The sequence below is a fragment of the Streptomyces aureoversilis genome, from assembly GCF_042657885.1.
Classification (GTDB): Bacteria; Actinomycetota; Actinomycetes; order Streptomycetales; family Streptomycetaceae; genus Streptomyces; species Streptomyces aureoversilis.
This window is the reverse complement of the sequence record NZ_JBHSKJ010000003.1, coordinates 285,287-300,461: the sequence shown is the minus strand read 5'-3', so window position 1 is coordinate 300,461 and position 15,175 is coordinate 285,287. Positions and strand designations below refer to the sequence as shown.

Below are 15,175 nucleotides of genomic sequence, written 5' to 3'. Positions count from 1 at the left end.
GTCACCACCCGGCTCCTGCGGGGGCAAGCCCCCGCACGGCACAGGGGGGATGAGTACACCTCACCTCCGGCATGTGGCGCGGCTCACTCTGCGGTGACCTTCGCCCGGCGCGTGCGTCCTGTACCCTCGGGCGCTCGGACCCCGACTAGTCAAATTTGAGGAATGCGCAGCGCTGTGACACCGCCCTCTGCCGCAACACCCTCCGAGATCTCCCGGCTCGCCCGGTGCTCGGCGGTCTTCCTCCCCGGAGACCCCGCGCGCACCGGCCGGGTGGCCTTCTGGCTCCCCGACGACGAACCGCCCGCCTCCCCCGGCGGCGTCGAAGAACTGACCATTGCCGTCCCGGACGGCACCGACGTCACCACCACGACCGTACGGGCCGCCGTGCTGCCCGTACGCGACGCCCTGCCGGTCCTCACCCGCGCCCGGGCCGCGCGGGCCGACGAGGCGGCCGCCTTCTGGGGCGCCGCCGCCGTGCTCGCCCTGCAGATGGCCGCGCGCGGGCGCCTGCTGCCCGGCCTGTCGGAGACCGATCACGACGCGTGGCGGGTCGGCCCGCTCACCGCCGACGACCTGCGCCGGGTACGCGAGCTGGCCGCCGCGATGCCGCCTGCGGCGCACGCCGTGCCGCTCCCGGGCCCCGGCCCCCTGCTGCTGCCCGAGCCCGAACTGCTCGTGCGGTCCTTCCTGGACGCCGTCGCCGACGGGCTGCCCCGCTCCCCCGCAGCTGCCCTGGCAGCAGGCGGCCCCGCCTTCGCCGCGCCCGAGCCGCGCCGCCTGCCCGAGCAGCGCGCGTGGGCCGCCGGCGTCGCCGCGGGCCACGATGCGGGCGTACGGCTCTCGCTGCGCGTCGAGGCGCTGGGAGCCCTCGCCGGAGAGGACCCGGCCCCGCGCTTCCGGGCCGTGCTCCAGTTGCACAGCCTCTCCGACGCCGCGCTCGTCGCGGACGCCGCCGAGGTGTGGTCCGGAGAGTCGCCCACGGCCGCCGCGCTCGGCCGGGACGCACGGATGAAGGCGCTCCTCGCGCTGCGCAGGGCCGCCCACGCCTGGCCGCCACTCGCCCCGCTGCTCTCCGCCGCGGTCCCCGACGCCGTCGACCTCGCCGACGAGGAGGTCGGCGAGCTGCTGGGGGCGGCCTCCGCGGCCCTGGACGCCACCGGGGTCGAGGTGCACTGGCCCAAGGAGCTCGTCCGCAACTTCACCGCGCGGGCTGTCGTGGGCCCCCCGGAGGACGACGGCGCGGGCCCGGACCACGAGCGGTCCGGCATGCCGTCACTGCTCTCGGCCGACGTGCTGCTGACCTTCGGCTGGCGCTTCGCCGTCGGCAGGCTGGAGCTGACGCAGGCCGAGCTGGACCGGCTCGCGGAAGCGGGCCGCCCCGCCGTACGGCTGCGCGACCAGTGGGTGCTCGTCGACCCCGAGGCGGTGCGCCGCGCCCGCGAGCGGCAGGACCGCAAGCTCACGCCGGTCGAAGCGCTGGGCGCGGCCCTGACCGGCCGCGCACCCGTGGAGGAGGGCGACGGCGAGGACGGCCCGCAGGTCGACGTCCGGGCCACCGGCTGGCTCGCCGCGCTCCGCGACCGCATCGCCGACCCCGAGCGGTCCCAGGAGCCCGTCCCCCAGCCCGCCGGGCTCGCCGCCACGCTGCGCGACTACCAGCTGCGCGGCCTGGACTGGCTGCACCGGATGACCTCCCTCGGGCTCGGCGGCTGCCTGGCCGACGACATGGGCCTGGGCAAGACCATCACCCTCATCTCGCTCCACCTGCACCGGCAGACGCTGCCCGAGGCGGCCGGCCCCACGCTGGTGGTCTGCCCGGCGTCCCTGATGGGCAACTGGCAGCGGGAGGTCGAACGGTTCGCGCCCGGCACCCCCGTACGCCGCTTCCACGGCCCGGCACGGTCCCTGGAGGGGCTGGCCGACGGGGAGTTCGTGCTGACGACGTACGGCACCATGCGGCTCGACGCCCGGCGGCTGGCCGGCACCGCCTGGGGCCTGGTCGTCGCCGACGAGGCCCAGCACGTCAAGAACCCGTACTCCGGCACCGCGAAGCAGCTGCGCACCATCGGCGCGAAGGCGCGCGTGGCGCTGTCCGGCACGCCGGTGGAGAACAACCTCTCCGAGCTGTGGGCGATCCTCGACTGGACGACGCCCGGGCTGCTCGGCCCGCTGAGCCGGTTCCGCAGGCGCTACGCCCAGGCCGTCGAGGGCGGCGTGGACCCCGCCGCGGCCGAGCGCCTCGCGACGCTGGTCCGCCCGTTCCTGCTGCGCCGCCGCAAGTCCGACCCCGGCATCGCGCCGGAGCTGCCGCCGAAGACCGAGACGGACCGCGCGGTCACGCTCACCAAGGAACAGGCGGGCCTGTACGAGGCCGTGGTGCGGGAGGCCCTCGCCGAGATCGAGGGCGCGGACGGCTTCGAACGGCGCGGCCTGATCGTCAAGCTCCTGACCGGCCTGAAGCAGATCTGCAACCACCCGGCGCAGTTCCTCAAGGAGAAGTCCCCGGCGATCGCCGGCCGCTCGGGCAAGGTCGAGCTCCTGGACGAGCTGCTGGACACGATCCTCGCCGAGGGCGCGAGCGTGCTGGTGTTCACGCAGTACGTGGCGACCGCACGCCTCCTGGAGCAGCACCTGGGCGCACGGGGCGTCAGCACGCAGCTCCTGCACGGCGGCACGCCCGTCCCGCGCCGCGAGGAGATGGTGCGCCGCTTCCAGGACGGCGAGGTGCCCGTCTTCCTGCTGTCGCTCAAGGCGGCCGGTACGGGCCTGAACCTCACCCGGGCCGGGCACGTCGTGCACTTCGACCGGTGGTGGAACCCGGCCGTCGAGGCGCAGGCGACCGACCGCGCGTACCGGATCGGCCAGACGCAGCCGGTGCAGGTGCACCGGTTCGTCACCGAGGGCACGGTCGAGGACCGCATCGCCGAGATGCTCACCCGCAAGCAGGCCCTGGCTGACGCCGTCCTCGGCACCGCCGAGGCGGCCGTCACCGAACTGACCGACGCCGAGCTGGCGGATCTCGTCGCACTGAGGGGGAACGGACGTTGAGCGGACAGGACGCCGGCGAGAGACTGGAGCGCACCTTCGAGGCGCTGCCGCCCGAGCGCGTGCGGAGCTCCGCACGGACCTGGTGGGGCCGGGCGTGGCTCAAGGCGTTGGAGGACACGGCGCTGGACGGCCAGCAGGTGAAGGCCGGGCGCAGACACGCGCGCGCGGGCGCGGTGGGCGCGGTCTCGGTGCGGCCCGGGCGCATCACGGCCGTCGTACGGGACCGCGACGGCACTCCGTACCGCGCCGACGTGGTGGTGCAGGAGTTCGGCACGGCCGACTGGGAGCGCCTCCTGGAGCTGGTGGCGGGCCAGGCGGGGCACATCGCCGCACTGCTCGACCGCGACATACCGCCGCACCTGGCCGAGGACGCGCTCGCGGCGGGGGTGGAACTGCTGCCGGGCATCGGGGACCTGGAGCCGGAGTGCACGTGCGGGGCGTGGGACCACTGCGCGCACACGGCGGCGCTGTGCCACCAGATGGCACTGCTGCTCGACCAGGACCCGTTCGTCCTGCTGCTGATGCGCGGCCGCGGGGAACGCGAGCTGCTGGAGCAGCTGCAGGCGCGCAACGCCGCGCGCGGATCCGGCGGCGGACCGGGGCAGGACGCCGAAGCGCCCTCCGGGGTGCCTGCGGCCGAGGCGTTCGCGACGGCGGCCTTCGTGGCCCCGCTGCCGGATCCGCCTCCCGTCGTGGCGGGACCGGCGCGCCCTCCGGTGCTGAGCGGCGACGTGGCGCCCGCGCCCGGACTGGATCCCGCGGCGCTGGAGTTCCTGGTCGCGGACGCCGCGGCGCGGGCCCGGCAGCTGCTGGCCGAGGCGCTGGCCACCGGTCACGAGGGCACCCCCGTCGCCGGGGAGCTCACGCTGTGGGAGGACGCCGTGCGCCTGGCGGCGGCCGGCGCGGACGACCGCGTCACCGCCCGGCTCGCGGCGGGCTGCGGGCGGGAGCGGGCCGAGCTCGCGCGGGCGGTACGCGCCTGGGAGTACGGCGGGCCGGCCTCCCTCGCCGTACTGGAGGAGGAGTGGACTCCGGAGGGCGAGGGGCTCGCCCGCGCCCGCGCCCGGCTGGCCGGCGCCTGGGAGGAGGAGCAGGCTCCGCAGTTGCGGGCCGTGCGCAACCGGTGGACCGCGGTCGGCACCTCCGCGCAGCTGCGCTACGGGAGGGACGGCCGGTGGTGGCCCTACCGCAAGGAGGGCGGCCGCTGGCTGCCCGCGGGGCCCTGTGACCACGACCCGGCGGCCGCACTCGCCGCACTCCTCACCGAAGACCGGTGATTCAAAGGCAAGGAAGGGTAAAAAGGGAGCTTTCATAGGCAACCCCGAGGATTTTGCCTATCAGCGACAGATTATGGTGATCTACAGTTCAATCACCTTCTCGTCACCGAAAGGCCCTTTGGGATGACTTTCGCCCTGCTCCGCCGGTTCACTCGCACCTCTCGCCCGGAGGCCGCGACGATTCCGCTCGGAGCAGGGGCCCTCGACTGCATCGTCGTGGAGCCGATGCAGTCGCCCTTGCACAGAGCCGAGGTCTCCGTGCGGGACGCGGGCGGCCGCGAAGTGGTGCACGGTCAGACCGACCCGCACGGCCGCTTCGCGACGACCGTCGCCCCCGGCGAGTACAGCGTCTCGGTGACGGCCGACGGCTTCCGGCCCGTCCTGCGCACCGTCACCTGCGCCGAGGAGACCCGCACCTCGCTCGGCACCCTCGCGATGGAGCTCGCCCCGGCGCCGCCCATGCCCGCGCCGGGCGCGTGGCGCATCGACCCGGACCACACGGCGGTGCGCTTCATCGCCCGGCACATCGGCCTGGCCGAGGTGCACGGCCGCTTCAACCGCTTCGAAGGCACCCTCTGGATCGCGGAGGACGTCCGGCACTCCCGCATCGACGTCGTGATCGACACGGCCAGCATCGACACGGGGGTCGCGCAGCGCGACGAGCACCTGCGCTCGCCGGAGTTCCTGGACGTCGCCAACTACCCGTACATGCAGTTCACCAGCGAGCGCTTCGTGCACCGCGGCGGCTCGCACTGGACCGTGCAGGGCGTGCTCAACCTGCACGGCGTCAGCCGGAACATCGCCCTCGACACCCGCTACCTGGGGATCGGCACCGGCATCATGGGCGAGACCCGCACGGCATGCTCGGCCTCCACCGAGCTGCACCGCGAGGACTTCACCCTGGACTGGCGTTCCATGCTCCGGCGCGGCATCGCCATGATCGGCGCGACCATCAGGATCGAGCTGGACATCCAGGCCGTTCCGGAGCAGCCGCCGGCCGGCTGACGCCCCGAACGCCCCTTGGCCGTGAGCGCGGCGGTGAGCCCGGCCGTCAGCCCCGGCCGCCGTCGCCGGCGAACGGGAGCAGCCCCGAAGGGAGGCCGCTCGGCAGGCTCGTGGGCAAGGACGTGGGCAGACCGCTGGGCAGACCGGACGGCAGGGCGGTCGGCCACTGCGACGGGAACCCGCTCGGGATGGTGAGCGAAGGCGACGACGTCGCCGCACCCGGGCCGCCGGGCTCGCTCCCGTCGCCCGGCCTGCCCGGCTCCCCGCTCTTGCCGCCGACGACCAGGACGGCCCCCAGGCCGAGCCCGGCCGCCGCCACCAGCGCGACGGCGAGCAGGGCGGCACGCCGCCCGCCTCCGCCCCGGCGGGGAGGCGGAGGCGGCGGTGTGCCCCACGGCGGCTGGGCGGGGCCGAAGCCGCCCGGAGGAGGACCCGCGGGCGGCCCGTACGGCGGTCCAGGTGGAGTGGCCATGCGGCCAGCGTCCCGCCGGGCGTGCGGACACCGGCGGGCGGTGACGGAACCGCTACACGTTCCACCCCGGATCCGGACATTCCGTGCAGCGTTCAGGCCGCCGCACGCAAGAAGGCCTCCAGGCCGGCCAGATCGTCGGTGTTGAGCACGTCCACGCCGGCGGAGAGCAGCTCCCGCCACACGGCCTCGCGCGCCGGGCCCGGCCGGTCGGGCGTTGCCCAGAACCTCACGCGCCGGCCCTCGGCGTGCGCGGCGGACACGATCCGCCGGAGCCGGGCCCTCTCCGCAGCCGGCATCGGGCCGACGCCCTGCCAGCCGAAGTTGACGCTCCAGTTGTCGCTCACCAACGGGATGAAGGACGCGGGCGAACCGCCGCCCAGATCGGCGAGCCGGCCGTCGTAGAAGGCGTGCCGCAGCCGCTCCTCCGCCATCGGCCCCCGCGCGCCGCGGTCACCCGAGACGACCGCCGTGACGGCACCGCGGCGGATCCGCCCGTCGGTGCAGGAGGTGAAGAGCGTGCCGTAGCGGCGCAGCCGCCGCGAGAGCTCCCGGTAGGTCGCCGCGCCGTCGGTCTTGATGTCGACGAGCAGCTGCAACGAGAGGTTGTAGCCCTGGTAGACGCGGCCGTGACCGGCCCCGACCCGGCGCTCCAGCGGGTCGAGGTAGAGGGCTTCGAGGGTGCGGGCCGGGTCGAGGCCCGAGGCGTCGTGGGCGACGAGCAGCCGCCCGTCGACGAGCCAGACGTCCGCCTCGACGCTGCCGAACCCGTGGGAGAGCGCATCGGCGAGGGGGCGGGTGTGCTCGTAGTCGTTGTGGGCGTGCGCCCGGCGCAGGGGCGGCCTGCCCGGCGCGCCGGACGCGTCGCGCCCCGCGGCCGCCGGCCCGGTGAGGACCGGGGTCGCGAGGACCGGGGCGGCGAAGGACCCCGTGAGCGCGGCGCCGAGGGCGGCGCCGAGGCCGACGACGGCTGAGCGGCGCGTGCGAAGGCTCATGACGGCTCTCCCAGTTCTCCGGGAACTCCCAGGTCGGTGTGTGCCGTGTACAGCCGCGGTCCGTCCGCACCTGCCGGCACCTGTGAGTATCCGGGCCGGGCGGGCCCTTGGGCAGGGATGTGCCGAGAGTTGCCCGTGTCGACGTGAGCGCGCCCCCTGTCGTTCTTTCGGGGCATGGTGAACTGTTCTGCACCGTGCCAGAGTTGACGAGACCTCTGGGGTGACTGTGAAGAGACGCAGAAGACGTATGCGCTCGGTGCTGACGGTTCTGGTGGCATGTGCCTCGCTGATCGGCGGCGGAGGCACCGCTTGGGCGGATGCGGGCGACCGGCCCGTACTGCAGTACCGGTCCCTGGCCCCGGTCGCACCGGGCGTGGAGTACCGGGAGTTCTCCCTGTCGGCCTCTCACGGCCCGGCGTACGGGCACGTGCTGAGGGTCGATCTGAGCCGGCCCGGCGTCTCGCTCGACCTGCTCCACCCGGGCTCCGTCGCCGCGAGGTCGGCGGTCTCCCGGATGGCGGACGCCCGGGACGCGGTGGCCGGGGTCAACGGCGATTTCTTCAATATCACGGAAACCCAGCACCCGGGGGTCGAGGCGACGGGTGCACCGGTCGGGCCGTCCATCGCGAACGGCCGCCACCTCGGCGCGGCCGTGCCGAACGGGCAGCGCTTCGGACCGGCGATGCCCCCCGGTGTGAACACCCGCGACGTCATCGGTCTCGGCACCGACTACAGGGGCCGGCTGGACCGGCTCACCCTGGAGGGCACCGTGACCGCCAAGGGCAGGACGCTGCCGCTGCGCGGCCTCAACCAGTACGCCCTGCCGGTCGGCGGCATCGGGGCGTACACCCCCTCCTGGGGCACGGCCTCACGGGTCCGCGCCACCTGCGGCACGGACACCAGCAGAGGCGCGCCCTGCACCGACGACACCCACGAACTGACCGTCCGGCACGGCAAGGTGACGGCCGCGGCGCACAAGCCCGGCCGCGGCGCGATCGCCTCCGGCACGCTCGTGCTCGTCGGACGGGACGCTGGGGCCCGGGAGCTGCGCAGGTTCAAGGTCGGTGACGCCGTGCGCGTCCAGGACCGGCTGAAGCCGCAGCACCGGGGGGCGCTGCGCTTCGCCATCGGCGGCTTTCCCGTGCTGCGCGACGGCCGGCTGCTCTCCGGGCTCGACGGTGCGACCTCCGCCGTGCGGACCGCCGCGGGCCTGGGCGACGAGGGGCGGCTGTTCTACCTGCTGGCGCTGGACGGCGCCGCCGACTACCGGACGGGGCTCACCGTCGCCGAGCTCGCCGACCTGATGCGCGATCTGGGCGCGGACGACGCCGTCAACCTGGACGGCGGCGGCTCGAGCACACTGGTCACCCGCGATCCGGACAGCGGCCGGATCGCGGTCCGCAATCATCCGTCGGGCGGGGCCGAGCGGCCGGTGGCAAACGGCATCGGCGTTTTCGTCCGAACGTAACATCATCGATCAATCCACCCTTTTGAGTGACTGCGCCCACCGATATCCCACTGCTAGCTTCGGGGGCGGCCAGGGGAATTCTTCAGCAGGTCCGCAGCGGCCTGTTTCCATAACGGATGGGTGGGCATTCGAATATGACGACGTCAGTGGAGACCGGCACCGACGGCGATAACGGTCCCGGCCGGCTGAGCCTGGGCACCGAGGCCGCACGGAATCTGGCGACCACGACAAAGTCCGTTCCGCAGATGCAGGGAATCACCTCGCGGTGGCTCCTGCGGTTGCTGTCCTGGGTGCACGTCCCGGGCGGTACGTACCGGGTCAACCGGCGCCTGACGCACACCCTCGGCGACGGCCGGGTGGAGTTCGTCTCGACCGGTGCCGACGTCCGGGTCATCCCGGCGGAGCTGGGCGAGCTCCCGCTGCTGCGCGGCTTCGACGACCCGGAGGTACTCGAAGCGCTCGCGGGCCGCTTCACCCAGCGGGAGTTCCGGCCGGGCGACGTCGTCGTGGAGGCCGGGCAGCCGGCGGACCAGGTGGTCCTGATCGCCCACGGCAAGCTCAACAAGGTCCGTGAGGGCGAGTACGGCGATCCGGCCGTCCTCGGCGTCCTGGCCGACGGCGGCTACTTCGGCGACCGCGCCCTGGCCGCCGCGTCGGAGAACAACTGGGACTTCACCGTCAAGGCCGTCACCGCCTGCACCGTGCTGACCATGCCGCGCCAGGCGTTCCACGAGGTCATGGAGGGGTCGACCGGACTGCGGTCCCACGTGGAGGCGTTCCGCACCGCCACCTCCCGCCCGCAGAACGAGCACGGCGAGTCCGCGATCGACGTGGCCTCCGGCCACTCGGGCGAGCCGGCACTGCCCGGCGTCTTCGCCGACTACGAACTCTCCCCCCGAGAGTACGAGCTGAGCGTCGCCCAGACGGTGCTGCGCGTCCACACCCGCGTCGCCGACCTCTACAACGAGCCCATGAACCAGGTCGAGCAGCAGCTGCGGCTGACCATCGAGGCCCTGCGCGAGCGCCAGGAGCACGAGATGATCAACAACCGCCGGTTCGGCCTGCTGCACAACGCGGACCTCAAGCAGCGCATCCACACCCGCAGCGGCCCGCCCACCCCCGACGACCTCGACGAGCTGCTCGCCACCGTCTGGAAGGACCCGAGCTTCCTGCTGGCCCACCCGCGCACGATCGCGGCCATCGCCCGGGAGTTCAACCGCCGGGGGGTCTATCCGGACCCCGCCGCCGTCGGCGGCCACTCCGTGCCCGCGTGGCGCGGAATTCCCATCTTCCCGTGCAACAAGATCCCGATTTCCGAGAACGGCACCAGTTCCGTGCTCCTCATGCGCACCGGAGAGGAATCCCGAGGTGTCGTCGGACTGCACCGTACGGGAATTCCCGATGAATACAAGCCGAGCCTCTCGGTGCGTTTCATGGGCATCAGCGAACAGGCCATCATCTCCTACCTGGTGAGCGCCTACTACTCCACCGCCGTGCTGGTGCCGGACGCCCTCGGAATTCTGGAGAACGTCGAAATCGGCCACTGACCCCGGCCCCCGGCCCCAGCCGCCGGGGGCCGCCCGCACGACGCACCGCACCGCACCACGCACCGCACCGCGAATCCGCGCCCCGTACCGCATACAGATGGGTGATCACCAGCTATGACCACGTCAGTGGAGTCCGGCCAGGTCGCATCGGCCACGGAGGCACAGCTCAGCCTCGGCACCACAGCGGCACGCCAGCTCGCCACGACGACCAAGTCCGTACCGCAGATGCAGGGGATCTCCTCCCGCTGGCTCCTGCGCGTGCTGCCCTGGGTGCAGGTGTCCGCCGGCACCTACCGGGTGAACAGGCGGCTCACGTACACCGTGGGGGACGGCCGGGTCGAGTTCATCTCCACCGGCTCGGAGGTCCGGGTCATCCCGCCGGAGCTCGGGGAGCTCCCGCTGCTGCGGGACTTCGGCGACAACGACACGCTGGAGGCCCTGGCGGACGGCTTCGTCCAGCGCGAGTACGCGGCGGGTGACACCCTCGTCGAAGCCGGCGCCCCGGCCGACCACATCTTCCTCGTCGCCCACGGCAAGCTCAACAAGACGGGCACCGGCAAGTACGGCGACGAGACCGTGCTCGGCGTGCTGGCCGACGGGGACTACTTCGGCGAGCAGGTCCCCCTGGAGCCGGACGGCACCTGGGGGTTCACCGTCCGCGCCGTCACGCGCTGCACGGTCCTGGCCCTTCCCCTGCAGGCCTTCCAGGCGCTGGCCGAGCGGTCGGACGCGCTGCGCGAGCACGTCGCGGCGTACGCGTCCCGCCCGGCGCGGCCGCAGAACAAGCGCGGTGAGGCCGACATCGCCATCACCTCGGGCCACATCGGCGAGCCCGCCATCACCGGCACCTTCGTCGACTACGAGCTCTCCCCCCGCGAGTACGAACTGAGCGTCGCCCAGACCGTGCTCCGGGTCCACACCCGCGTCGCCGACCTCTACAACGACCCGATGAGCCAGCTCGAGCAGCAGCTGCGGCTGACGGTCGAGGCGCTGCGCGAGCGCCAGGAGCACGAGATCGTCAACAACCGCGAGTTCGGCCTGCTGCACAACGCGGACATCAGCCAGCGCATCCACACCCGCAGCGGCCCGCCCACCCCCGACGACCTCGACGAACTGCTGGCGCGCCGCCGCAAGACCCAGTTCCTCCTCGCCCACCCGCGCACCATCGCCGCGTTCGGCCGCGAGTGCACCAGCCGGGGTCTGTACCCGCAGTCCATCGACGTCCTGGGCTCCTCGGTGCGCTCGTGGCGCGGAGTGCCGCTGCTGCCCTGCAACAAGATCCCGGTGAGCGAGTCGGGGACGAGCTCGATCCTCGCCATGCGGACCGGCGAGGACAACCAGGGTGTCGTGGGCCTGCACCAGACCGGCATCCCGGACGAGTTCCAGCCGAGCCTCAACGTCCGGTTCATGGGCATCAACGAGCAGGCGATCTCCTCGTACCTGGTGAGCGCCTACTTCTCGGCGGCGATCCTGGTGCCGGACGCCCTGGGCGTCCTGGAAGACGTCGAGATCGGGCGCTAGGAGCGGCAAGCAGGAACAGCAGGCGTCGGCAGCACCGGGCGCCGGGAGCACGGCACGGCGGAATCCCGGTCCGGGTCCCCCTGACAGCGGGGCCCGGACCGGGCGTCGTCACGGCCGTACGCCGCTCACGATGCGCGTCGTGGTGGCCAGGCCGTCGGAGATCGTCGGCGCGATGCTCGTACTCGCGAGGAGAAAGCCGAGCAGGACGCAGACCAGGGCGTTCGACATGCGCAGCGAGCCGCTGCGCATGAACACGACCACCAGGACGAGCAACAACAGGACCACGGAGATCGAAATGGCCATGGCGAACCTCCTCGGCGGAGCGGGTGTCCGTCAGTCTGGCCCACACGGCGCCCCGGCCCGGGGCAGCAGGTGTACTCCATTCAGGTACGAGCGTCGCCGTCCGGGTCGGTGCGCTCGGCAGGCAGGCCGTCCGCCGGGTGCCTAGGCTGGCGGAATGAGCCGCACAGCCGCCGACAGCAGGCCTTCCGCGGAGCGGTCCGCACCGGTTCAGCAGGGCCGGGAGAGCGGGGAGCGCGAGTCCGCGTGGCGGCGGCTGCTGCACCGGGTGCCGAACGGATTTGCGATCTTCTTCGGCGCCCTCGGCCTGTTCTGTGCGATCACTTCCCTGATCATGCCGCTGCGGCGGGCGGCGCTGCCTCTGACGGAGGCGCTGGACACGCTGACCGTCCCCACCGCCCCGAACCTGGCCTACGCCGTCTTCCTGCTGCTCCTCGCGACGGCGATGGCCGCCCGCAAGCGGGTCACCCTCTGGTTCGTCCTCGCCTATCTGACCCTGCTGCTGGTCGCGGACGTCCTGCTGCTGGTGGTGGGTTACTGGGACACGATCCCCTCGCTGGTGCTGTGCGTGGTCGCGATGGCGCTGCTGATCCTGGCCCGCCGGGAGTTCTACGCGGCGTCGCGGCGGGGCGCGTTCCTGCGGGCCTCGCTCGTGCTGGCGGCAGGGCTCGCGGTGGCCATCCTGGTGGGCTGGGGCCTGGTGTCGCTGTTCCCCGGGTCGCTGGAGCCCGGGGGAGGCAACCGGCTGCTGTTCGTCGCCAACAAGGTGTGCGGCGGGCTGGTGAGCGGCCGGCACTTCACCGGCCACCCGCCGCACTGGCTGTACTTCCTGCTCGGGCTGCTCGGCGCGCTGGCGCTGCTCAACGCCGCCATGTCGCTCTTCCGCTCGCAGCGCCTGGAGGCGGCGCTCCACGACGACGAGGAGCCCCGGATCCGCGCCCTGCTGGCCCGCTACGGCGGCCGGGATTCGCTGGGCTACTTCGCGACCCGGCGGGACAAGGCCGTGGTCTTCTCCCCCAGCGGAAAGGCGGCGGTGACCTACCGGGTGGAGGCGGGCGTCTGCCTGGCCTCCGGCGATCCGCTGGGCGATCCGGAGGCGTGGACGCCGGCGATCGACGCGTGGCTGGAGGTCGCGGGCCGCTACGGCTGGCAGCCGGCCGTGATGGGAGCCAGCGAGGCGGGCGCGAAGGCGTACGCGCGCTCGGGCCTGGGCGCGCTCCAGCTCGGTGACGAAGCGATCCTGCAGGTCGCGTCGTTCGACCTGGACGGGCGCGAGATGCGGGTGACGCGGCAGGCCGTCAACCGTGTGGAGCGCACCGGTGCCACCGTCCGCATCCGGCGGCACTCGGCGCTCACCGACGAGGAGATGCGCGAGGTCATCCACCGGGCGGACGCCTGGCGGGACACCGAGACCGAGCGCGGCTTCTCGATGGCGCTGGGGCGGCTCGGCGATCCGGCCGACGGCGACTGCCTGCTGGTGGAGGCGTTCGACAGCGAGGGGACGATGATCGCCCTGCTGTCGTTCGTGCCGTGGGGGCGGGACGGGGTCTCGCTGGATGTGATGCGCCGTGACCGGGCCGCGCCCAACGGCGTCATGGAGTTCATGGTCACCCAGCTGTGCGCGCAGGCCGGCCGGTTCGGCGTCAAACGCATCTCGCTGAACTTCGCGGTGTTCCGCTCCGCGTTCGAGGAGGGTGCGCGGATCGGTGCGGGGCCGGTGCTGCGGCTGTGGCGCAAGCTGCTGCTGTTCTTCTCCAAGTGGTGGCAGCTGGAGGCCCTCTACCGCTCGAACGTGAAGTACAACCCGGAGTGGCACCCGCGCTTCCTCTGCTACGCGGACGCGGGTGCCCTGGCGCGGATCGGGCTCGCCGCCGGCATCGCCGAGGGCTTCGTCGCGGTGCCCAGCCTGGGCCAGCTGTGGAACCGCGGGCGGGCCAGGGGCATCACCAGCCCGGCGTCCACCGCGGGGCTGCCGCCGCTGTCCGAGCTCGGCCTGGAGGCAGGGGCGGAGGAGGCGGGGCGGGACGGGCTCGCGGGCCTGCCGGAGCAGGTGCGGGTGCGGCGGCGGAAGCTGGAGCTGCTGCGGGCGGCGGGCGTGGAGCCGTATCCGGTGGACGCGCACCGTACGCACACCCTCGCCGCGATCCGCGCCGCCCACGCGGGGCTCGAGCCGTCCTCCCGCACGGGCGAGCGGGCGACGGTGACCGGCCGCGTGCTGCTGGTCCGCAACCACGGCGGCGTCGCGTTCGCCGTCCTGCGCGACTGGTCCGGCGACCTGCAGCTGACCTTCACCCGGGAGGACTGCGGCCGGGAAGGACTGCGGCGCTTCGCCACGCACGTCGACCTCGGCGACCACATCGAGGCGGAAGGGGAGATCGGCACCACCGACCGCGGTGAGCTCACCGTCTTCGTCAGCAGCGCCCGGATGACCGCGAAGTGCCTGCGCCCCCTGCCCGACAAGCGGCACGGCCTGAGCGACCCCGAGGCACGGGTGCGCATGCGCTACGTGGACCTGGCCGTCTCGACGGAGGCGCGGCGGACGGTGCGGGCGCGCAGCGCGGCCGTGCAGGCGCTGCGCCAGGGGCTGCTCGACCGCGGCTTCCTGGAGGTGGAGACGCCCATGCTCCAGCAGATCCACGGCGGCGCCAACGCCCGGCCGTTCACCACGCACATCAACGCCTACGACCTCGACCTGTACCTGCGGATCGCGCCGGAGCTCTACCTCAAGCGGCTGTGCGTGGGCGGCATGGAGAAGGTCTTCGAAATGGGCCGCACGTTCCGCAACGAGGGCGTCTCGTACAAGCACAATCCGGAATTCACGATGCTGGAGGCGTACCAGGCGTTCGCGGACTACGACGTGATGCTCGACCTGACGCGCGAGCTGATCCAGGCCGCGGCCGTCGCCGCCCACGGGTCGGCGGTGGCGCTGCGGGCGGACGCCGGGGGCAGGCCGGTCGAGCACGACATCTCGGGGCCGTGGCCGGTGAAGACCGTCTACGGCGCGGTCTCCGAGGCGCTCGGCGAGGAGATCGACGCGGACACCCCGGTGGGGGCGCTGCGGCGGCACTGCGACGCGGCCGGGGTGCCGCACCGGCCGGAGGACGGGCGCGGGGACATCGTGCTGGAGATGTACGAGCGGCTGGTCGAGGAGCGCACGGAGCTGCCCGTCTTCTACAAGGACTTCCCCACCGACGTCTCGCCGCTCACGCGCCCGCACCGCCACGATCCGCGGGTCGCCGAGCGCTGGGACCTGGTGGCCTTCGGCACGGAGCTGGGCACGGCGTACTCGGAGCTGATCGACCCCATCGAGCAGCGGCGCCGGCTGACCGCGCAGTCGCTGCTGGCGGCGGGCGGCGACCCGGAGGCGATGGAGCTGGACGAGGACTTCCTGCGGGCCCTGGAGTACGCGATGCCGCCGACGGGAGGGCTCGGGATCGGGGTGGACCGGCTGGTGATGTTCCTGACGGGGCTGTCGATCCGGGAGACGCTGCCGTTCCCGTTGGTGCGGAGGCGTTGACAGCGGCATACGCATGACAAAGAGAGCA

At 73.3% G+C, this 15,175-nt stretch carries 10 protein-coding genes; 7 read left to right on the top strand and 3 right to left on the bottom strand.

Annotated elements, in window-relative coordinates; all coding sequences use genetic code 11:
• Nucleotides 1–174 precede the first annotated feature (174 nt).
• The 3 genes from ACFPP6_RS06865 (at nucleotide 175) to ACFPP6_RS06855 (ending at nucleotide 5,330) form a co-directional block, all read left to right on the top strand.
• Nucleotides 175–3,048 carry a DEAD/DEAH box helicase gene (locus ACFPP6_RS06865; RefSeq protein WP_382038222.1) on the top strand — a complete coding sequence of 958 codons (2,874 nt, stop codon included), beginning with the start codon at nucleotides 175–177 and terminating at the stop codon, nucleotides 3,046–3,048.
• A complete protein-coding gene (locus tag ACFPP6_RS06860) occupies nucleotides 3,045–4,325 on the top strand; it encodes an SWIM zinc finger family protein (protein ID WP_382038220.1) in 1,281 nt (426 codons plus the stop codon). The genes ACFPP6_RS06865 and ACFPP6_RS06860 overlap by 4 nt, the downstream gene beginning before the upstream one ends.
• Before the next feature lie 123 nt (nucleotides 4,326–4,448).
• The gene (locus ACFPP6_RS06855) at nucleotides 4,449–5,330 is read left to right on the top strand and encodes a YceI family protein (RefSeq protein WP_382038218.1); all 882 of its coding nucleotides are present in this window, start codon (nucleotides 4,449–4,451) and stop codon (nucleotides 5,328–5,330) included.
• A 46-nt stretch (nucleotides 5,331–5,376) separates the two neighbouring features.
• Here the strand turns inward: ACFPP6_RS06855 and ACFPP6_RS06850 are convergent, their stop codons facing one another.
• Nucleotides 5,377–5,802 (bottom strand): hypothetical protein, encoded by a 426-nt coding sequence (locus tag ACFPP6_RS06850; RefSeq protein WP_382038217.1) that lies wholly within the window; start codon nucleotides 5,800–5,802, stop codon nucleotides 5,377–5,379.
• 92 nt (nucleotides 5,803–5,894) lie between these two features.
• Nucleotides 5,895–6,794, bottom strand: a complete 900-nt coding sequence (locus ACFPP6_RS06845) for a phosphatidylinositol-specific phospholipase C/glycerophosphodiester phosphodiesterase family protein (RefSeq protein WP_382038216.1) — start codon at nucleotides 6,792–6,794, stop codon at nucleotides 5,895–5,897.
• Between the two features lie 247 nt (nucleotides 6,795–7,041).
• Here ACFPP6_RS06845 and ACFPP6_RS06840 point away from each other — a divergent pair, with 247 nt between their 5' ends.
• The 3 genes from ACFPP6_RS06840 (at nucleotide 7,042) to ACFPP6_RS06830 (ending at nucleotide 11,330) form a co-directional block, all read left to right on the top strand.
• Complete coding sequence (locus tag ACFPP6_RS06840; protein ID WP_382038215.1) at nucleotides 7,042–8,262, top strand: phosphodiester glycosidase family protein; 1,221 nt, start codon at nucleotides 7,042–7,044, stop codon at nucleotides 8,260–8,262.
• A gap of 134 nt (nucleotides 8,263–8,396) precedes the next feature.
• Nucleotides 8,397–9,809, top strand: a complete 1,413-nt coding sequence (locus tag ACFPP6_RS06835; RefSeq protein ID WP_382038213.1) for a family 2B encapsulin nanocompartment shell protein — start codon at nucleotides 8,397–8,399, stop codon at nucleotides 9,807–9,809.
• 114 nt (nucleotides 9,810–9,923) lie between these two features.
• Nucleotides 9,924–11,330, top strand: a complete 1,407-nt coding sequence (locus tag ACFPP6_RS06830) for a family 2B encapsulin nanocompartment shell protein (RefSeq protein WP_382038211.1) — start codon at nucleotides 9,924–9,926, stop codon at nucleotides 11,328–11,330.
• Between the two features lie 108 nt (nucleotides 11,331–11,438).
• Here ACFPP6_RS06830 and ACFPP6_RS06825 read toward each other — a convergent pair whose 3' ends face one another.
• On the bottom strand, nucleotides 11,439–11,633 hold the full coding sequence (locus ACFPP6_RS06825) for a hypothetical protein (RefSeq protein ID WP_058042787.1): 195 nt from the start codon (nucleotides 11,631–11,633) through the stop codon (nucleotides 11,439–11,441).
• A gap of 154 nt (nucleotides 11,634–11,787) precedes the next feature.
• Between ACFPP6_RS06825 and lysX the strand changes: the two genes are divergently transcribed.
• On the top strand, nucleotides 11,788–15,147 hold the full coding sequence (lysX, locus tag ACFPP6_RS06820; RefSeq protein ID WP_382038209.1) for a bifunctional lysylphosphatidylglycerol synthetase/lysine--tRNA ligase LysX: 3,360 nt from the start codon (nucleotides 11,788–11,790) through the stop codon (nucleotides 15,145–15,147).
• Nucleotides 15,148–15,175 lie beyond the last annotated feature (28 nt).